Annotated in this window: 17 protein-coding genes; 2 read left to right on the forward strand and 15 right to left on the reverse strand. The window is 62.3% G+C overall.

From position 1 onward, the window contains the following. Positions 1-2 precede the first annotated feature (2 nt). Positions 3-542, reverse strand: a complete 540-nt coding sequence (tssJ, locus tag EV686_RS17180; protein WP_132478190.1) for a type VI secretion system lipoprotein TssJ — start codon at positions 540-542, stop codon at positions 3-5. Positions 543-840: 298 nt separating this feature from the next. Between tssJ and EV686_RS18750 the strand changes: the two genes are divergently transcribed. Continuing rightward, positions 841-1,191, forward strand: a complete 351-nt coding sequence (locus EV686_RS18750) for a TssQ family T6SS-associated lipoprotein (RefSeq protein ID WP_279389503.1) — start codon at positions 841-843, stop codon at positions 1,189-1,191. Continuing rightward, positions 1,188-2,129: an FHA domain-containing protein gene (locus EV686_RS17190; RefSeq protein ID WP_132478191.1), complete on the forward strand. Its 942-nt coding sequence runs from the start codon at positions 1,188-1,190 to the stop codon at positions 2,127-2,129. The genes EV686_RS18750 and EV686_RS17190 overlap by 4 nt, the downstream gene beginning before the upstream one ends. Positions 2,130-2,259: 130 nt before the next feature. On the opposite strand, the gene EV686_RS17195 is transcribed toward EV686_RS17190, so the two are convergent. From EV686_RS17195 to tssC, 14 genes are all read right to left on the reverse strand, one after another. Further along, positions 2,260-2,919 carry a DUF3540 domain-containing protein gene (locus EV686_RS17195; protein ID WP_132478192.1) on the reverse strand — a complete coding sequence of 220 codons (660 nt, stop codon included), beginning with the start codon at positions 2,917-2,919 and terminating at the stop codon, positions 2,260-2,262. Between the two features lie 101 nt (positions 2,920-3,020). After that, the gene (locus EV686_RS17200; RefSeq protein WP_132478193.1) at positions 3,021-3,461 is read right to left on the reverse strand and encodes a tetratricopeptide repeat protein; all 441 of its coding nucleotides are present in this window, start codon (positions 3,459-3,461) and stop codon (positions 3,021-3,023) included. Positions 3,462-3,509: 48 nt separating this feature from the next. Beyond that, positions 3,510-3,965, reverse strand: coding sequence for a hypothetical protein (locus EV686_RS17205; RefSeq protein ID WP_132478194.1), 456 nt, complete (start codon positions 3,963-3,965; stop codon positions 3,510-3,512). 20 nt (positions 3,966-3,985) lie between these two features. Continuing rightward, positions 3,986-4,876 (reverse strand): PAAR-like domain-containing protein, encoded by an 891-nt coding sequence (locus tag EV686_RS17210; protein WP_132478195.1) that lies wholly within the window; start codon positions 4,874-4,876, stop codon positions 3,986-3,988. Positions 4,877-4,893: 17 nt separating this feature from the next. Then, a complete protein-coding gene (locus EV686_RS17215) occupies positions 4,894-5,973 on the reverse strand; it encodes a pentapeptide repeat-containing protein (protein WP_243650942.1) in 1,080 nt (359 codons plus the stop codon). Continuing rightward, positions 5,973-8,615, reverse strand: a complete 2,643-nt coding sequence (locus EV686_RS17220; protein WP_132478197.1) for a DUF2169 family type VI secretion system accessory protein — start codon at positions 8,613-8,615, stop codon at positions 5,973-5,975. The genes EV686_RS17215 and EV686_RS17220 overlap by 1 nt, the downstream gene beginning before the upstream one ends. Before the next feature lie 7 nt (positions 8,616-8,622). Beyond that, positions 8,623-9,078, reverse strand: coding sequence for a hypothetical protein (locus tag EV686_RS17225; RefSeq protein ID WP_132478198.1), 456 nt, complete (start codon positions 9,076-9,078; stop codon positions 8,623-8,625). Between the two features lie 5 nt (positions 9,079-9,083). Further along, entirely contained in the window at positions 9,084-11,426 is a 2,343-nt protein-coding gene (locus EV686_RS17230; RefSeq protein ID WP_132478199.1) for a type VI secretion system Vgr family protein, read from the reverse strand. A gap of 207 nt (positions 11,427-11,633) precedes the next feature. Further along, positions 11,634-14,303 (reverse strand): type VI secretion system ATPase TssH, encoded by a 2,670-nt coding sequence (gene tssH / locus EV686_RS17235; RefSeq protein ID WP_132478200.1) that lies wholly within the window; start codon positions 14,301-14,303, stop codon positions 11,634-11,636. Then, on the reverse strand, positions 14,296-15,309 hold the full coding sequence (tssG, locus tag EV686_RS17240) for a type VI secretion system baseplate subunit TssG (protein WP_165972671.1): 1,014 nt from the start codon (positions 15,307-15,309) through the stop codon (positions 14,296-14,298). Before tssG ends, tssH begins: the two co-directional genes overlap by 8 nt. A gap of 12 nt (positions 15,310-15,321) precedes the next feature. Next, a complete protein-coding gene (tssF, locus tag EV686_RS17245) occupies positions 15,322-17,220 on the reverse strand; it encodes a type VI secretion system baseplate subunit TssF (protein ID WP_132478202.1) in 1,899 nt (632 codons plus the stop codon). Then, a complete protein-coding gene (tssE, locus tag EV686_RS17250; protein WP_132478203.1) occupies positions 17,220-17,786 on the reverse strand; it encodes a type VI secretion system baseplate subunit TssE in 567 nt (188 codons plus the stop codon). The genes tssF and tssE overlap by 1 nt, the downstream gene beginning before the upstream one ends. A gap of 95 nt (positions 17,787-17,881) precedes the next feature. Continuing rightward, positions 17,882-18,364 carry an Hcp family type VI secretion system effector gene (locus EV686_RS17255; protein ID WP_165972672.1) on the reverse strand — a complete coding sequence of 161 codons (483 nt, stop codon included), beginning with the start codon at positions 18,362-18,364 and terminating at the stop codon, positions 17,882-17,884. A gap of 127 nt (positions 18,365-18,491) precedes the next feature. After that, complete coding sequence (gene tssC, locus EV686_RS17260; RefSeq protein WP_132478204.1) at positions 18,492-19,997, reverse strand: type VI secretion system contractile sheath large subunit; 1,506 nt, start codon at positions 19,995-19,997, stop codon at positions 18,492-18,494. Positions 19,998-20,002 lie beyond the last annotated feature (5 nt).

Here is a 20,002-nt window from a genome sequence, read left to right on the forward strand (position 1 = left end):
GACTAGAAAATCTTCGGAAAGAACGGCTTTTCCCTGTCCTTCAGGGAAACCTCCTTGCGATCGACCATGAAGCGTATCGTTTCCTCTCTGGGGCTGAATTGCCAGATCTTGTAGATATTGGTGCTGACAGGCTCCGGAAGCGCTACGACTTCGCGCCAGCCCGCATTGTCGATATCGCGGAAAGCGACGACGACTCCCAGCCACTTCGCCTCCAGCTTTCCCGGACGTTCGATGGATCGGCTTTCTCCCGGCTGGAGCACGAACTGCTCGAGATGCAGCAGATCCTGCGCCAGCGCTTCGCGCGGCCTTTCGAACAATGCGAAGAAGTCGGCGTGATCGAACGCCTGCCGCGAGCTCAATTCATACACCGTAACCTGCACCGGCGCAGCCCTGCCGTCCTCCGTCGGATTGACCGCTTTGCCCGCCTCGACCTCGACGACATAGGGGCTTGCCAGCTTGCTGGATGTCGAGGCGCATGCCGCCAGGACGAATGCCAGCAGCACGATCCATGGAAACCTGGATAAACGCATACGCAGCTTCATGCCTTCCTTATGATTCGAATCCACCCAATCCGCATGCCGGGCGGATCCGGGAAAAGGCACATTTCAGCGTCGCAATGCGACAGATTTGTTAAAGCGCCGCATCCGTTACCATCGTTACGAATCGGAAGACATGCATCGGCAAGCGTTACAACGGTGTCATCAAGCTGTCGTCATTCCTCTCTACATTGACGACCATCTTTTCATCACCCCAGATTATCTGACGCCACCGATATCCAATATGCATAAACCGACGACATTGTTTCGCCATGCCAGATGGCTCGCCGCAGCTAGTCTTTTCATGCTGGGAGCCTGCACGCAAACAACATCCCAGCAGCGGTACTCGAACGAGCAAATACAGCACTCCCGAACGGCGCTTCAATCCGTGCGCGAATCCTACGACAGCGGGAACTACGGCGATGTGATCACCAGGGTCGCACGCGACGACAGGCTGCACGAAGCGCCTTCGGACATTCGTGTCGAAGCCCTCAAGCTGCAGGCCTTCAGTCTTTGCATGCGCAACTATGCCGCCATGTGCAAGGAACGCTTCCAGACCATCCTCTCCCTGCAGCCCGATTTCGACCTGAGCGATGGCGAGCGCGGGCATCCCCAATGGGGCCCCGTCTTCGAACAGGCGAAGCAGGTGCAATGATGCAGGACAACCCACTCTCCACAGTATTGGGCCATCGCCTCGCGCTTCAATGCACAGGCTCCGACGGCATACGGCAATACGACGTGTTTCCCCCGGGAGCGACCATCGGCGCCTGGCATGGCGCCGATATCCAGCTGCAGGATGGCTCCGATGCCATCGCTCCTTTGCAGGCCGCAATCCGTTTCGACTCCGTGCGGTCTCGCTGGGCGGTCATCCGGCTGTCGCAAAACGGCGAACTCCGCGTCGACGGTATCCCGCTGGACTGTGGTCAGGCTCATCCTATATCCGGACAGGCCAGCCTGTGCTTTTCCTCCCTATTCCAGATCGCCATCTGCGAGGACCACAACACTCCGCTGCCAGTTGCCGGCACGATGCCTGACGCCGACGCCGAGGCACATTCTGATTCCGTCCCCGCAGCCGCAGGCGCTGATTCGAACGATGACGGGACAGAGGATCTTTTTTCCGATCTGCTGGGATCCGGAACCGTTCCCGTCGGCGCCATTCCCAGCCTGGACACGCGACACCCGTTTTCCATGGAAAGCGCAGCCGAGCGCAACAGCCATGATCCTCTGCGGCAACTCAAGCCCGCGCGCGCTCTGGACGCGCTGGAGAGCAGCGACCCCCTGGAGCGGCTGGACGGCAAGTCCTGGCAATCCTCCGGCAATCCTTCGCTGACCGACGGCAGCATTTCCCTTCTTGGCTCCGCCACTGGGATGACCGGCGCGACGACAACGCCATCCATCCTGGACAGCATCGGCGAAGCCTACGCTTCGAACGTCGCCGACAAGACGCCGGCCGCCGTCAGGACACGCGCGGATCACAGGCCCGCCCTCAATCTTCCCGTCCGCCTGCATACGCCCCCCCAAACTCCGGCGTCGAGCACCACTCCGACAGCAGCTGGTACGGACAAGAATCGCGATTCCGCGCCGGACCGATAAGGCCCGTTCGTCAGAAAGCCAAGGGCATCGCGGCGACGGCCATTGTTCCCGCGCGATGCCGGGAGCAATGGCCTCGCCCGGCGCCTGCCCGGGATCCAGGCGAGGCGCCGCGACTATGCCGACGGCGTGTTCAGCCCATGTGGATCTGGTCGCCATCCACCTTGACCAGATCCTTCGCGGTGAGCACAGCCTGGCGGCCGTGCATCCTGGCCGACTGCTCGGCCTGGTAATCAATATGGCCGGCCCTCACCTGCTCGGTGTCCCGCGCCAGCCTGAAAATGCTATGCGCCAGCTGCGAAATGCGATCCATGACTACCTCGCACACGCGCCCCACCAGCTGCAACGAGCCTATCGAAGCACGCGCCTGGACTCCCAGATACTCCATCTTGCCCACGGTGCAGTTCGCCTCGTCGGCGCGCATTTCCAGCAGCGGCGTATCCAGGCTCGCATTGACGCGCCCTTGCAGGCGCAATGCCTGGCCCGCCTCCAGAGAAATACCGCCATCCTTGGCCGCGATCACCAGATCGCCTGGCACTTCCAGCCTGGACGCATCAGGCTCGGCCTGGCGGATGACGGCAATCAGGTAGACCTGCGACGGCACTGGGCCGCTGATCAGCACAGTATCGCCATTCTGCGGCGCCAGCAGGCAGCTGGCCGCCCGCTCGACATGCCAGTCACGCATATCGCAGCGAACCGTACAAATGCCTCGGGAATCCACCCGCGTGACTTCTCCTATCAGCTGGACCGGATCGTATTCAAGTATGGCGCGCGCGCCTAGAGCTGCTCCCATTGCTTTCTCTCTAGTGTTTGGGACCAAGCCGTCCCGACAGAATCCCACTGTAGAAAAACAGTGTCTCCGCTTGATGACACGAATATTTATTTACGATTTTTTCAGAGCTCGTCCACCAGGCCTTTGTTCTGCAGCAGCGCCAGCGCATCGGGGCCCTCCTCCTCATCCGCGTCGAAGATATCCACGCCATCCAGCATATAGGCGCGCAGCAGGTGATCGACTGCGCCCTCTTCGTCGTCCAGGCGCAGCAGGGTCTTGCCCAGCATATAGTGGACGAAGGGATTGACCTGGGCATCCGGGCAGTTCAACGCATCGAAAAATGCCGCCTTCGCATCCTGCCATTCATCTTCCTGGTAATACGCATCGCCGATGGAAGCGTGCAGCCACACAGAGGCCTCCCATTGCTGGCGCGGCGGTGGCAACAGCGCCAGCGCAGACTGCCACACGGCGATCGCGCCGGTGAAGTCGCCCTCTTCGCACAGGTCGTTGCCCTGCTCGGAAAGCTGCTCTACCTGTTCATAGATTTCGTCTGGGAGTTCCATAGCTCTATCGTCCTGGATCAGTGGGCTGTAAAAGAGTGGACCGGACCTTCATGCAACAGGCCGGCTCTTGCGACGGGCGGCCCGGACCAGGTAGAAATCCAGGTATCGAGGGTCTTCCTCCTGGAAGGGCCGCTTGCGGTACTGCCGGTACAAGGCGTCGAATATGTCGAAAGCCTCGTCTTCTTCGCCAGCCGCGAAATGCACGGTCGCCGCCAGGAACTCGGTATCGGGATCAGGATCGGGGCCGTAGGCCTCTCGGGCGATGGCAAGCCACTTCCCGGCCTGATCAATCCGGCCGGCGTCACGGTAGAAGCCCGTCAAGGCCACGGCCATGGAGGCCGCGTGATCATGCCCAAGCTTGGGATCGGGGATGCAGGCCCATGCATCGAGAAAATGGGCTTCGGCTGCGGCGATATCGCCAGCCTCCATGGCCTCCCGGCCCAGCGCGCCATGCGCGTACAGTTTTTCCTCGATGTCGGGCGGCAGAGATATTACGTCACTCATTGTGGTTCCTGGACTGCGTATTACTTCAATGGCGGCAGGTAGCGCTCGCCTAGTTTAGCGCCAGCCGAACGGTTCAAGCTGAAATGATCCAATACATAGTTGTCAGGGTTGCGCATCCACTCGCGCACCTTGGGCGACCTTGCGCCGTGGTGCCGCCCGACCTTGTTCCACCACGACACGGCATCCTTGGGCGAGTGCGCCATATCGGCGTTCTTCAGGTCGTACCACTTGTTATTGGATGCCTTGAATTCGGTCTTTCCTGTCAGGGGATTCTCGCGCAGCTTGCCTTCTCCGCGCATGCGGGCCTGCACCTTGCGGCCGGTAGCGGATTTCTTGCCCGGAGTGCGGCCCAGGTATTGCTCGCGCAGGCTCTTCTTGCGCGGCTTGCCCGCCTTGCCACTGGATGTCTTGGCGGATTTCCCCTGTCTGGCCAGCTTGCCGGCGCTGCCGCTATTCCCTCCGCCTCCACCTTTGCTCGCGCTTCCTCCCTGGCTGCCTCCCTTGCCCGCGCCGCCGCCGCTGCCCGCCCCCAGCAGCAACACTTTGATCTGGCTGGGGATGACACGTCCGCCCAGCGCATTGGTGCGATTCTGCAGGCTCAGGCTGGTCAGGCGCGTGGCGGGAATGCATTTGAACAGGACATTGGGCACGCAAGTGATATGGCGCGACGGTCCCATGACCGACGGAGATATCAGACCCAGCGCCAGGCCGGGATTGTCCCCATTGGTCATGACGATGGTGGTCGCCAAATTGTGCGCCGGCATGCCCATCAGCAGAATATTCCAGGCGTTGGGAATGCCCATGGGTCCCAGCGCAAAGTTGGGATATGGAATAGGGATCAATGCCGGCGGCGTCTTGCAGATATCCGGAAAGGCCAGATCCATTCCCATCAATTGGCAGTTGGCGAACATGCAATGTGCTCCTGGATTCAGCGGCTGTCGCGCCGGGTGGTAACCCTGCGCGCCGACCACAATTCGGCTTCGAACAGCAATGGATCGCGTTCGAGCATTCCCTCTTTGGCGTCCCAGCGTGCTTCGTCGGTCAGTGCGCGGTGATATTGCGTGCGCATCATGCGGCTGCCCCGAAAATCGGCGCGCGTCAGATCGGCATAGGAAAAGTCGGTATAGTCGAGCGTGGCTCCGGCAAACGACGCGTCGGCGCAGCGCGCGCGGTGCAGCACGGCCTGGGTCAGATCCGTATGCGCCAGGCTCGCCCCATCCAGCGTCGCATCCGGCCACAGGCTCTGCGCCAGGCGTGCGCCATCGGCCACACAGCGCGACAGATCCGCCTGCACGAAGATGGCGCGCGACGCCTGCGCCCCCGTCAGCCGCGCCTCGCGCAGGCTGGCCCCCTTGAAGCTGGTCTGCGACAGCTGCGCTCCGCTGAAATCGCAGCCATCCAGACGGCAGTCGGTCAACTGGCAGCGTTCCAGGCGGCGATCCGCGAAGTCCTGCCTCGACAGATCGGTTTCCACGCAGACAACGCTCTGCCAGTCGATATTTGCAAGCCGGGCCTGGCGCAGATCCATGCGGAAGTAAACGACGCCGTCCTGAACCGTATCGTCAAGGCGCAGGCCTCGCGCCTCGCATTCGCTCAACGGGCACTGGTACATGGCCGCACTGGAAAAATCCGCATCGTTCAGCGTGGTGCGCAGGAAATTGCAACGATCCAGGCGAGACTCGCGCAGATCCAGGCCGTTCGCCCTGCTCTGCGACCAGTTCATGCCGGCAGCCGACGCGCCTCGCATCGACACGCCTTGCGCTTCGCACTCGTGAAAAATGCAATCGTTCAGGCAGGCGCCGTCCCAGCGCGACTGCTCCAATCGGCAGGAAATGAACTTGCTGTCGCGCAAGTCTACGCCGCGCAGGTCGCAGCCGCGCAGGTCGCAACGCTGAAAGACGGCGCCCGCATAGTCTCCCGCCGTCCACGCAACTTCTCGCAAGTCGGCATCGATCAGGACTTCGCCCTTCTTGATCAGTCGCCGCACATCATCCGCGCGCATCGCCATCACGCGGCCCTCCCGCCGGCAGGCGCAGCCGGCAGCGTCTTGACCAGCTTCACATAAGCGCCCGCAGCGCATGTGCTGTCGTCCCGCAGGCTTTGCGAGATATCCGCCCGGAACAGGTTCGCTCCGCTCAGGTCCGCGAAGCGCAGATCGCTTTTCTGCATCAATGCGTCGATCAGGTCGGCATCGCGAAATTCCGCGCCCGTCAGATCGGCTTCCATGAACAGGCTGTTGCCAGCGTCCGCCAGCACGAAACTGCTGTCGCGCAGGCTCGCGCCGGAAAGATCGCAGGTATCCAGGCGCGCCCCGTCGAACCTCGCACGGTCCAGAGGCGTTTCGCGCAGGCAGCACTCCTTCAAGACGGCCTGGCTGAAATCGCTGCCGGAGAAATCCGCCGCCACCGCGCAGCAGGTGGTCAGTCTCGCACCAACGAACGTGGAAGGCGCCCAGGCGGCTCCCTGCATCCAGACGCAGCTGGTCATCGACGCCTGGCCATAATCCACGGCTTCCAGAGCGCAATCCAGAAACGTCACCTTTTCCATGGCGGCCTGGCGGAAACGGGTGCGCACCAGTCGTGTCTCCTGCCAGAACATCGCGTTGCACAGCCGAGCGCCATCGAAGCTGCAATCGCTGAAATCCGTACCCGCCAACTGACAGTCCTCGAACACCGCAGCGTCGAATGCGCACTCTGCGAACACAGCCTGATCCAGCACTGTTTCGGCGAATGCGGCATTGTCGAAACGGCTTCTGGCGGCAAGCATTCCACCCAGGTTGGCCTTGCGCAAGCTGGCTCCACGCAGATCCGTTTCACTCAATATTGCGCGCGTCAGCACCGCCTCGCCCAGATCCGCGCCGGCGAGACTCGTCCCGGAAAGATCGGAGCCTTCCAGCCACGTGCCGCGGCACTGCGCTCCAGACAAGTCCAGGCTGGACAGGTCGATGCCGGTCAGATCCAGGCCCGAAAGATTGCGACTGCCTTGCATCAGCGCCAGCACCCTGCGCCGCATCCGCACGCTGCGTCCGCCCGGCGCCTGCTCCGCCGGCCCCTGGCGATGGGCCGTCAGGCGATACACGTCCCGTGCCTGCCGCTGTGCGCCTTCCATGAGATCCAGCACCTCCTGGGACAATAGGCTGCCGCCGCGCTCCGCCTGGGCCTGGCGCGCCATGCCCAGCAAAGCCGCCACGCCCGGCTGATCCGTCTTCGGCGGCCCGCCCGGCGGAGCAGCAAGTCCATCCAGCAAGCCTTGCGCCTTGCGCTGACCGTCCTGATCCTTGGCAAACGCTTTCTCCACCGTTTCGCGTGCCTGCCGTTTTTCCCGCAGCAGCCGCGCCTTGCCCAGCCTCGACTCGCGCCTCGCCATGCGGACCATCTCCGGCAGGTCGTCGAGGGAAAATCCGATTTCCGGTGTGCTCCAGTCCAGGCCGTAGTCCTCGGCGTTGTGGCCGGCCTGTCTTATCTTTTCCAGCATTTCCTGCCGCATGTCCTCGGCGCGCTGCTTCTGGTTGACGACACTGGGCCGCGACAACACGCTTCCTTCCTCGTCCAGTCCGGGGATGGAACGCAGGCTTGCCGGAGGCGCAAGATCCCGATCACGAATCGCATACAGGGCGCCGGTTTCCCTGGGCAGGCGCTGGCGCAACACCTTGGCGTAGTGCTCGAGGCCACGATCCGACTCATCCGGCGACTCCAGCGCCGGCATGATCAGCGCCAGGTCCGAGCCATCATCTGTTTCAACCGGCACTGCGCCATGGTAGACCAGCAGCATGCGCTCCTTGTCCGGAAAGAACCAGACCGTCGTACAGCGCATATCGATTTCTTCCAGCGTCTGCGGCGACACCTCTCCGCCGGCCGTCTTGCGCACGATGAAGCAGCGCGCTCGCCACGGCGGCAGCGTACCGCTCAGACAAGGCCGCTCCGGATGCCAGTTCCACAAGTCATAGTCCAGGCCTTGCGGCAATTCGGACTCGCCATCGAACCACTGGTCAGGAGACGCAGTATTGAAAAAATGCGGATCCAGCGTATCGGGCAGCCCCGGAAACCCGTCTTCCAGCCAGGCGGGATCGAACCCCCCGACCCTGGAAAAACGGCGCGGACGTATGGGCGAAACCGGCCCGAAACTGACGGGAGTCCCTTCTTGGCCAGGACGTTCGATACGGTCTTCCAGCGGCTCCACGTTGGGCAGAGGATGGCGCCCGTCATCGCCTCGCGCCAGGCCCATGCCTACCGGATTTTCCTCGTAACCCTGGCCGCCATAGGTGTGATGCCAGTCCAGCGGCGTGCCGGCGACAGGCTCCGGATCGCTGGGCCTGCCATCGCTCCAATAGCGCTTTCCCGTCACGATCAGGGCTTTGTCCAGGTCACCCACGCGCGCCCGGACGGCGCAGCGACCTGGGGTCGCCGGATCGTGCGGAAACGCCTTGCCGCTGACCAGGAACTCGGCGCAGGGCTTGGGAATACCCAGATCGACGGTCTCGTCCTCGTCCAGCACGTCTCCCGCAAGCTTCCACAACCCGGCATCCATCAGCAAGGCCGGTGCATCGTCCATGGTCGCGAATGCCATCACGGCAACGCCGACCTGATGCCGGCGCATGTGCAGATATGGCCGGGTCAGGAGTCCCAGCCGCATGGGCTTGATGATACGCATGATTCCCTTACTTGATGTGCGTCGGCGATTTGCGCCGATCTATCGCCAAACGCTCCGGCTGCCGGGGATCCTGCAGGAAATGCAGTATGCTGCCGGTGGAAAAATCCGGCAGCCGAGTATCTTCCACCAGGATCTGCAGCGTGACGGACTGCTCGATGCCATCCAGAGCTATGTCCAATGACAGGCGAATCTCTCTCAATGTGTGGGTTTCCCGTTCTCCCAGCCGCTTTACGCCCAGCACCTTGCCCTGCACCAGAGCGACATCGCTCATGGCAGCCAGCTCTCGCGCAAGCAGCGCCTCTGGGCTTGGCCTGGGCGCCGCCACCCAGACCAGCAGAGCAAAAACCAGCACCATGGACACGCTCATGGCGACAGCCCAAGGCGGCATTCCGCTGCCCCAGTACAGAATCCAGGCGATCAGCAAGGCGCTGACGACGACGAGGATGGTTGCAAGCTTGGCCATGTTCATCAAGGGAAAATACTGGCGATTGCGTTGATCAGATTCAGGCCCGCCGTCTTCGTGGCCACGGCAGCCGCCTTTACCTCGCTGCCGGAGAATTCGCTCTTGAGCCCGAACGTCTTGTTGCTGAGCGCGAAAAAGTCCAGCTTCACCGCCCCGAACTGGGCGTTGAGCCCATATCCCTGCAGGCGGGCTCCCCAGGCGTCTGCGGACAGCCCCACCACGGAAGCGCGCATGGGTGTTCCTTTAGCGAAACTGTCCTGCCAGAACGAGGTCGGGCCTGAATTGACTGTCCACGAAGGCGTATTGATCGTCACGCTGGCCGTGGCATTCACGGTTACCGCGCCGGTAATGGTTTTGTCCAGCGTACCGTTCAAAGTGCTGACCGTGGCGCCCGTCACCGTTTCGGTAACGTCGCCGGTAATCGTATCCACGATGGGCCCGGTGATGGTGCGCGTGACATCCCCCGTGATGGTCTGTGTCAGATTGCCGGTAATGGTTTCATCGACTGTGCCCGTAGTCGTGTCCACAACGGGACCGGTAATGGTGCGCGTTACGTCGCCTGTAGTGGTCTGCGCCAGGTTGCCGGTGATGGTTTCATCGACATTGCCGGTAATGGTTTCGATGATGTTGCCGGTGAAGGTGCGCGTCTCGTCGCCATTCACGGTTTCGTTGACCGCGCCCGTCACGGTGCGGTTTGCTCCCTCCAGGAAGGTTTCGCTTTCCAACTGGTGCACTGTCGTCGTGCGCTTGCCATGCACGGTCAAGGTATCATCACCGCCGATCACCGTCGTCCGGTTGCCATCCACATTGTGGTTTTCGTCCGCCTCGACTTCGGTCTGCAAGTCTTTCTCCGCATGCAGCCAGATGCGCTCCTGTCCAGGACGGTCTTCGAACATCAGCGCATTGGCCGTGCTCGGATCTCCATCGCGGGAACGGCTCAGGAAGCCGCTCTGCGTCGCGTTGGCGGGCAGCTCCCATGGCGGCATGTTGCTGCCGTTGTAGACGCGTCCGATGACGATAGGCCGGTCGGGATGGCCGCCGATGAAGTCCACGATGACTTCGTCGTTGACGCGCGGCAACTGCACGCCGCCAAAGCCGCTGCCGGCCCACGGGCTGGAAACCCGCACCCAGCAGGAACTGTTTTCGTTCTTCTGGCCGTAGCGATCCCAGTGGAACTGCACCTTGACCCGTCCGAACTGGTCCGTCCAGATCTGCTCGCCCGACTTGCCCACGACACGCGCCGTCTGCGGGCCGTGCGTACGCGGCACCGGCGTCGTGCGCAGCGGCCGGAAGGGAACCGACGACGGCATGACGAAAAAATTCAGCTCGAAGCGGCTCTCCGCCTCGGGATTGCTGGCATAGCCGTTTTCCTCTATCCGGTACGCCACACCCAGCACCAGATACTCCTGGTTTTCCGACATGCGGGGATGATTGCGCAACGTGAAAAGATAGCCAGGCGCCAGGCCGCGCACATTGCTGTGCCCTTCCACCTGGACATGCTGCGCCTGCAGGGATTCCAGCCGAATGCGAGAATAGAACTCGCCCTGGTCCGGATCGGTATATCCGCCCAGCCACTCGTAGACCTCCAGGTCGCCATAGGCATGCTGGCCGGGATTGCTGCGGCGCGCATCCAGGCTCGCAGCAGGCTTCTTGAAGTCGTAATCCACCGTCGCGAACGAGCCCGGCGTGATCTGTTCAGCCGGCTCCCAGCGCGATATGTGCTGCTCTTGCGGCAGCACGGCCCGGTCCGGCCCGTAGTAAGGAATGAGGGGCATGAAGGGGCTGTCGGCATGCGCACCGATGCCATCGCTGATGACCAGCGTATGCTGTCCATCCTGATGATCGAACCAGTAGTAGATGCCCTCGTGCTCCATCAGACGGCTCACGAAGGAAAAATCGCTTTCCTGGTACTGCACGCAATATTCCCACTTGCGATAGTCGCCGCTCAGGCGGACTTCGAAAGGAAAGCCATACTCCGACAGGACCTCGCGCAATACCTCGGGCACTGATTTCTGCTGGAATATCTTGCTGTCCGTCGTCTGCGTCAGGTACCAAAGCCAGGGGCGCACCGTTGCGCGATACACATAGAAGCGCGATGTCGCCGTTTCCCGCCCCACGAGAGAGCAGCGCGTCACCTGCCCGTTCAAATAGCGAGCCTGCAGATTCTCCTGTGCAATCTCCAGGGTCAGTTGCTGCCCAAGCACCTGCTTGAGATCCAGAGAATGCGTGGGCAGCAGCAGCTCCACCTGGAACTCGAACAGGGAAGACAGCGCCTCCTCTCCCGTCATGCTGCGGAAATGCACTTCCGGATACTGGATGGCGGACTTGACGGTAACGATGCGATTCATGGCCTACTCTCTTCCTGTATTCAAGCTGTGCGGATCCGCGTGCACGATTACCAGCCTTTCTGCCGCTCGTGCCTCTTCCCGCAAGCGCCTATCGCGCTGATGTTAGAAATGCCGCATGACGCGGACATGACAAAACCATTTCCTTACTGCCGTTACCTTATTGGCATCCCGGAAAAACATGGAAACACTTCCGTATTCCATCCTTCATCAGGCAAACTCGGCCAATGCCGCCTCGTTCAGGACGTCATGGGCAAAATGCCCGTCCCTGGCCTCCACCCGGATGACGGCGGGCCTGGCAGTCTCGTCCTGCGCATCAGCACCCCGCTCCGTCACATGCATATCGCTTTCCAGCAGATGCCGGCTGATGGACGGCAGGACTTCCGCATTCAGGATGGCATCGATCATGCGCGCGCCCGATTCCCACTGCGCACAACGCGCCAGCAGCAGATCGTAGGCGGAGTCCTCGAACCGCAGTGTCATGCCGTGATGCTCGCGCAGGCGTTGCGCCACTTTGCCTATCCTGAGCTTCGCGATGTCCACGACCAGGGATTGCGTCAGCGGGTAGTAGGGAACCACGCTGAGCCTGCCAAGCAAAGCGGCGGGAAACGCCTGCAGCAGCGGGCGACGCAGCACATCCCCCAGCGTTTCCGGGTCAGGCCTGGCGCTTTCGTCATGGCAGGCCCGGGCCACCGCTTCGCTGCCGACATTGGAAGTCAGCAGGATCAAGGTATTGCGAAAATCGATGTGCCTGCCTTCGCCATCCTCCATCCAGCCTTTGTCGAACACCTGGAAAAACATTTCGTGCACGTCCGGGTGCGCCTTTTCGATCTCGTCCAGCAGCACCACGCTATGCGGCCGGCGCCTGACCGCCTCGGTCAGCACGCCGCCCTCGCCATAGCCGATATAGCCGGGCGGCGCCCCCTTAAGCGTCGAGACGGTATGCGACTCCTGGAACTCGCTCATGTTGATCGTGATGAGATTCTGCTCGCCGCCATACAGCGCTTCGGCCAATGCCAGCGCCGTCTCCGTCTTGCCTGTACCGCTCGGTCCACACAGCAGGAAAACGCCGACGGGTTTGCCCGGGTCCTCCAGCCTGGCCCTGGAAATCTGGACGCGGTGCGCAATCGCCTCCAGCGCATGCCGCTGCCCGAGCACGCGCTGCGACAGCATGTCCGCCAGATCCAGCACAGTCCTGGCCTGGTCTTTCATCACACGTCCCACAGGGATGCCGGTCCAGTCGGACACGACTTCCGCGACAACCTGCCCGGTCACTGCCGGATGGATCAGCGGCCGTTCTTTCTGCAAGACATCGAGCTCGGCCGTCAACGCATCCAGGCGCGACCTGGAAGTCCCATCCGCGTCGTTCCCGGTTCCCATCAAGACCTGGCGCAATTCGCACAACTCCTGCGCCAGCGCCATCTCGCGGCTCCAGCGTTCGCGCAGCGCATCGCGCTCCTCGCACAACCGACCCAGCTCCTGCTCCAGGGCCTGCAGGCTGCCTTCCCGCGCCAGGCCTATCCTGACCTCGCGGCCGCGCGACCGCAACACATTTTCCTGCAGGGCGATGCGCCGGCAGACATCCTCCAATACCGGAGGCTGCGCGTGCTGGCTGACCGCCGTACGCGCGCATGCCGTATCCAGCAGCGCTATCGCCTTGTCCGGCAGCTGTCGCGAAGGAATGTAGCGATGCGACAGGCGAACCGCCGACTCGATCGCCTCTTCCAGCAGCAGGATGCCATGATGGCCAGACAACTTCAGCGCGACGCCGCGCAGCATGGCAATCGCTTTTTCTTCATCCGGTTCTTCGACCTGTATCGCCTGGAAGCGCCGCGTCAGCGCCGGGTCGCGCTCGATATGCCGCTTGTATTCCGACCACGTGGTCGCCCCTATGGTCCGCAACTGCCCGCGCGCCAGCGCCGGCTTGAGCAGGTTGGCGGCATCGCTGGTTCCCTGCGCGCCTCCCGCCCCTACAAGAGTATGGATCTCATCGATGAACAGGACGATGGGCACGGGACTGTCCTGGACATCCTCGATCACTTCGCGCAGGCGCGACTCGAACTCCCCTTTCACGCCGGCGCCCGCCTGCAAGGCTCCCATGTCCAGCAGCCAAAGGCGCACGCCCTGCAGCGCCGGCGGCACGTCCCCGGCCGCGAGCCGTATGGCCAGTCCTTCGACCACGGCCGTCTTGCCGACACCCGCGTCGCCCACCATCAGCGGATTGTTCTGGCGGCGGCGCAGCAGGACATCCACCATCTGACGGATTTCCGCTTCGCGTCCCGTCACCGGGTCCAGTTCGTCAGCCTCGGCCTTGGCCGTCAGATCCTGCCCGTATTTGCGCAGTCCGCGCTCCTCCGACAAGGGCGCGCCTGGAGCGGGCGAGCCGGCGAATGCGGCATCGTCCTCGGTCGAGCCCGCGACGATATCGGGCAGGCTGCGTACCAGCACGTCCGGCACGATGCGATTCCATTCGTTCGACATGGAGGCCAGCATGCGCTGGTGCGCAGGCGTTTTCATCAAGCCTGCCAGGAGATGCCCGCCGCGTATGCGCTGCGCTCCATACTTGACCGAGGCGTACAGCCATGCCCGCTCGACGGCATCATCGATATGCGCGGAAAAATCCGATACGCTGGCAGCCCCGCGCGGCAGGCTTTCCAATGCGCGCAGCAAGTCCGCGGCCAGCGCCGCGTCGTCCATCCCGAAATGGCGCACGATCCTCCAGAGGTCGTTCTCCTGGCGCTGCAGCAACTGATGCAGCCAGTGCGCCAGCTCCACATAAGGATTCCCCCTGATCTTGCAAAAAGACACCGCGCTTTGCAGGCTTTCCATGAGCACGGGATTGAGCCGCTCGAAGAGCTCGGCGCGATTGATGTCAGACATAGTCACCATCCGGTTCTGAATAGGTTTTGATGAAATCGGCGGCATCGCCCTTTTCCCGGCGCCACGACCCCAGCCAGGAAGAACGTCCCAGCGCTCCGCTCGCGATCGCGCCAAGGCGCACGCCCGGCACCTGGTCCGCGGCCAGCACAAGCAGCACGTCCCACGCATATTCCAGTCCAGCGTAAAGCCGCACCCACTCCTGGATGTCGCGCATCCTCCGCTTCCCCGGCAATAGATCCAGGTAGTCCTCCAGGGACAAGGGGCCTATGCACAGGCGGAAGCGATGCTGTACATCCCTGACCTTCTTGCCCAGCACAGTGTCCTGGCCAAGCCTGCCCGATACGCCCAGCCGGGTGCACGCATCCGGCTCCAGCCGCAGCCACCCGGGCATGTATAGAAACAGCCGCACCCGCGCCCCCAGATAGCTGGACAGGATATGCTCCAGGCCTTCGGCATTGCGCGTCTGCCGCGCCAGATGCGGCGTCATGTAGAGGCGGGAATGCAGCCCCGGCCCCTTGCGGGCGGCCGAGGGAGCTTCCGCACCCATATTGATCATGCTGGCGACGTAGCGCGTGAAGTGCTGCTGCATCCTGTCCAGGTCCACGACCGGCTGGGCATCCGCCCACGCCCGGTAGAACAACAGGATCAGACGCTGGTGGAACAGGTCCGCAAAAGCGGAAAACGCGTTGTCGCGATGATGATGTACACGCTGGTGCACATATTCCGTCATATGCAGCGGAAGCGGCCCATTGGGGCCGAACAAGCCGAAGCTGTAGATGGAAACCTGGGCAGCCCTGCCTTCTTCCGGCTTGCGCACGCCTGCAATCGTCGCCGGTGCGAACGCCATGGATGGCGCCTGCCTCACACGTACCGGCTCCTCGCGTGCCCTTCTTGCCTTGCCCAACTGGCCCTGCATGCCGCTGCGCGCTTCCACCCAGCGCAGTAAATGGAATAGGTCGTACCGATACGGCTGCGCCTGCGCATCGCTCCAGAACAGATCATCCACGATGCGGCACCATTACAGGATCGTCCGTCCGCCTACCCTGGCCGGCCAGCCGGACAGGTAGCCGCCCTGCAGGCTGGACAGATGCATTTCGGTAAAGGCGTTGATGGAAACATGCCGCGCGAGAAAGCGCTCCAGCACCGCACCGAACAGAAAAGGCGACTGCCCGGAAAAAGCCGTCTCGTCGATTTCGACTTCGACACGCACGCCCCGTCCGTAGACGATGGGCCCGGGCACAGGCATGCGCCGATGCGCGCGCCTGGCCTTGACGGAGCGCACTCCCTGGATCTGCTTGCGCACGGCCGCATCCCCCATCTCGCCGAATGTCGCCAGGATTTCCCGCAACGCGGCAGCCCCCTGGGCCTCATCCAGGTCGACCAGTTGCAGGTAATTCAGCCCCATATGGCTGACCAGTCGCCATGCCGCCTGTCCATCCGCCAGAGGGGCGCGCGGCCGCGACGGCCCGCGCAGCACCTTGACCGCCTGGACCGGCGCCGAGACCCTCAGTGTGAAATCCGTGTGCAGGCCGCGCGAAAACAGCAATGGCAGATCCCGGTTGGTGCAAAGGACGTCCACGCTAAGCTGTCGCAAGTCCGAAGCGTGCGGCGCCTCGTGGCGATCCACCAGGGAAACGAAGGTCTCGCTTCCCAGATAGACCGAGCGCGGCCCCTGCCGGTGCGCACGGTCCGACACCAGCCTGGGTTCGCGCCGCACATTGAAATAGACGCCATAGTCTCCGTCGTCCGCAGAGAAAGACTGATAGAAAGGACGGAACTGGCGATCCTCCCGTGCGGACGCATGCCCGAGCACCTGCTGCACCTCATACACCTCGTAGTCGAGCGGACGGCTGCGGTCCACAACGACATGGTGTTCATGCGAGCGCTCCGTCAACGTCAGGCGATCCGCCCTGCGCGGAAACAGGTTGATGGCCGGCGTGCAATGCAACGCCAGGTCCTGCGCATCGATCACACCCTCCAGCTCCGTCATGTTCTTCGTCAGCAAAATCGTGACGGCAAACCGCTTGGTGCCTCCCGCAGGCGCATGCCCGGCGGCCGCCGTCCTTGCCTGCGACAGGCCTTTCAGGCGGACGAATTGGTAGCGGCAGGGAAAAGCGAAGTACTCCTGCAGCAGGCGGTACCCCTGGAAACCTCTGCCGTCGCCCGGCAGTAATGCTTGCTCGTCGCCAAAGCCATCATGGCTGATCACGTCCCGCCCCAATCGCTTGAACCAACTCGGCCGCGCCGAGGCCTCATGCACGACGACGCCGGCGCAATGGCTGATCATGGCCTCCAGCAGACGCTGCATGGCTCCGTCCTGGCCCGCGAGGAACAGGCTGAGCTCGTCCAGCGACAATTCCTCGAACTGCGTGCCGCCACACAGCTCGAATTCCATGCGCAAAGCGTGGCGGACAGGGTCCTGCAACTGCGTCATCCCCCAGCGCGCCAGCGGAAGATCGACGGGGATGCCGCCCAGCGCCGCATGCGACAGGCGTATCGGCCAGAGCGTCAACTCGTGCGCAGTGCGGTATTCGCATGCCGTCTGCTCGCCCCTGGGGATCTGGCCGCGCAAGGCCGTGCCGCGCGCCAGCGTAAAACCTCGCGCGAGACTGCCCTCGTTCATGCTGGGATCGAATCTTGCGATGATCATCGATGGCAGCGGCGCAAGATAATTGGGGTGCAGCACTTCCAGCATGCGCTGCGACAAGCGCGGAAACTCGGCATCCATCTTCATCTGGATGCGCGCCGTCAGGAAGCTGAATCCCTCCAGCAGACGCTCGACATAGGGATCCGCAACCTCCATCCCGTCCATGCCCAGCCTGCCGGCCACCTTGGGGTACTCCCGTGCGAACTCCGCCCCAAGATCCCTCAGGTATCCAAGCTCTCTGTTGTAATAATCCAGCAACCTTGCATCCATTACCACCGCTCGCCTTCCTTGATGTCGGTCGTGCCGCTTTCCAGATCGATATCGGTGCGGAACAGGAATTCCTGGGGATAAGGCACGCACCACAGCAAGCCGCGTATATCGAAGCTCAGCACATTGTTGTTCATCATTGCCGCCTCATCGTGTACGCAGCGAACCTCCAGCCGGTCCGGCAGTATCCGGGGCTCGAACGTCACTATGGCCTGGCGCAGCGACATCTCCATGTCGGACCAATCGATTTCCGACATGCATTTCCCCGCCAGGGCCCGTACGCCGAAATTGAGCGTGGACGACGCCACATGCCGGAATCCCTCCAGCGCATGGCTGCTCTCCATGTTCGCCGTATTCAACAGCCATCTCAGATCACGCAGTACGGCCTTGCGCAGTTCCGCATATGACATGACCTGCAACGTCGCACTCTCGCGTCGCTGCTCCGGAGCCGCATCGGTCAATCTGTCCAGCAGCGCGGGCTGCAACCTGTCTTTGACTTTGCGTGCGCCGCGATGCGCTTGAGCGGCAGGAGCGCCTACAGTCTCATCATGAGCATCCAGAACTTGCATGAAACTCCATCGAATTAGGTCGCGCGGCATTCATGCTCCCGAGGAGATGCATGCCGCATTACGACAGGGGCCGCTGACACGGCCCCCGCCTGTCATCAAGCTTCGCGGTTCTGCTTGATATCCCAGGCAACCAGGCTTTCCGCGCCCTTGTTGCCGGATTCGGTCTGTTCCCAGTACTGCTGCTTCACGCGCGCGGCCTGGAAGGAATAATTGACCAGAACGACTTCATCGTCGACACCGGCCGACAGTTGCACCGATGTCGCCAGAACCTCTTCCAGCGTGATCTTCGTGTACTCGACTTGCTCGCCGCCGGCCTTGCATACCGACACTTCGACCTTGCCCAGGTGCTTGCCGCTGGCGCAGTGCTTCATGACGGCAGGCGCAGCCTTGTCGATACGAGCCACGACATGCAGGTCATTGAAGGAGGCCTTGCCCGTACCGCCGCCGCCGCCCGATGCCATGCTTCCGGGCTGGTTTGCGCCCCAAGCGAAAGAAACGATATCGATCCAGTCCTTATGATTGGAATCCCTGGACTCGCCATTGGCGCCTTCGATCTTCATGAACATATCAACAGACACTGTTTTCTCCCTGTATGAAAAGAAACCCCCACGCCGCGCCTTCGGCTTGCTGCCCCCCAAGGGGCGCTTTTTGCCTTGGGAGCGGCCCGGCGGCAAAAACCGGCGTGCTCGCCGCCAACATCACCACTCAGCCTTCGTTCTGTTTCAACGAAGGCAGCTTGGATACCAAACGCAGAGACACCGTCAGCCCTTCGAGCTGGTAGTGGGGTCTCAAAAAGAACTTCGCCGCGTAATATCCTGGGTTGTCCTCGATTTCCTCGACCTGCACCTCGGCAGCCGCCAGCGGCTTTCTCGACTTGGTGTCCTGGGAGGAGTTGGCGGGGTCCCCGTCCACGTAATTCATGATCCAGCTGTTGAGCCAGCGCTCCATCTCGTCGCGCTCGCGGAATGAGCCGATCTTGTCCCTGACGATGCACTTCAGGTAATGGGCGAAGCGGCAGCAGGCAAACAGATACGGCAGGCGCGCCGCCAGCTTGGCATTGGCCGTGGCGTCGGCGTCGTAGTATTCCTGCGGTTTCTGCAATGACTGCGCGCCGATGAATGCCGCAAAGTCGGAATTCTTGCGGTGTACCAGCGGCATGAAGCCGTTCTTGGCCAGCTCGGCTTCGCGGCGATCGCTGATGGCGATTTCGGTAGGGCATTTCATGTCCACGCCGCCATCGTCCGTAGGGAAGGTATGGCAAGGAAGGTTCTCCACCGCGCCTCCCGACTCCACTCCCCGGATCGACGTGCACCAGCCATAGTCCTTGAACGAACGGTTCACATTGACGGCCATGGCGTAGGCGGAGTTCGCCCATGCATAGCGGTCGTGATTCGCGCCATCCGTGTCTTCCTCGAAATCGAACTCATCGACCGGATTGGTGCGCGCGCCATAAGGCAGGCGCGCCAGGAAGCGGGGCATGGCCAGGCCGATATAGCGCGCATCCTCGGACTCGCGCAGGCTGCGCCAGGCGGCGTATTCCGTATTGGTGAAGATCTTGGTCAGGTCGCGCGGATTGGCCAGCTCCTGCCAGGAATCCATCTGCATCACCGCAGGCGACACGCCCGAAATGAAGGGGCTGTGCGCTGCGGCGCAAATGCGTGCAAGCTCGCCCAGCATCTCCACATCCTGCGGGCTGTGATCGAAGTGGTAATCCCCAACCAGGCAGCCCAGAGGCTCGCCGCCGAACTGGCCGTACTCTTCTTCATAGACCTTCTTGAAAATGGGGCTCTGGTCCCAGCCTATGCCCTTGTGGCGACGCAGAGTGCGTGACAGTTCCTTCTTGGAAATGCACATGACGCGGATCTTCAGAAGCTCGTCGGTCTCGGTGTTGTTGACCAGATAGTGCAGGCCGCGCCATGCGCCTTCCAGTTGCTGGAAATCCTCGTGATGCAGGATCAGATTGGTCTGCTCCGACAATTTGGCGTCGATCTGCGCGATGACCGCCTGTATCGTCTGGTAAGCATCAGATGAGATCGTCACCGACTGCTCCAGCGCCTGGCGCGCCAGCGTGCGCACGGCATGCTGCACCGCGGCTTCGGCCTGCGTCGTCTTAGGCTTGAATTCCTTCTTCAGCAGCGAGGCGAAATCGTCGGCTACGACTGCCTCGTTTTCCTGGACCAGGCTTGCGTCCTGCAAAGCGGATGTCTGCATCTGTT

Source organism: Paracandidimonas soli (assembly GCF_004342005.1).
Taxonomy (GTDB): Bacteria; Pseudomonadota; Gammaproteobacteria; order Burkholderiales; family Burkholderiaceae_B; genus Paracandidimonas; species Paracandidimonas soli.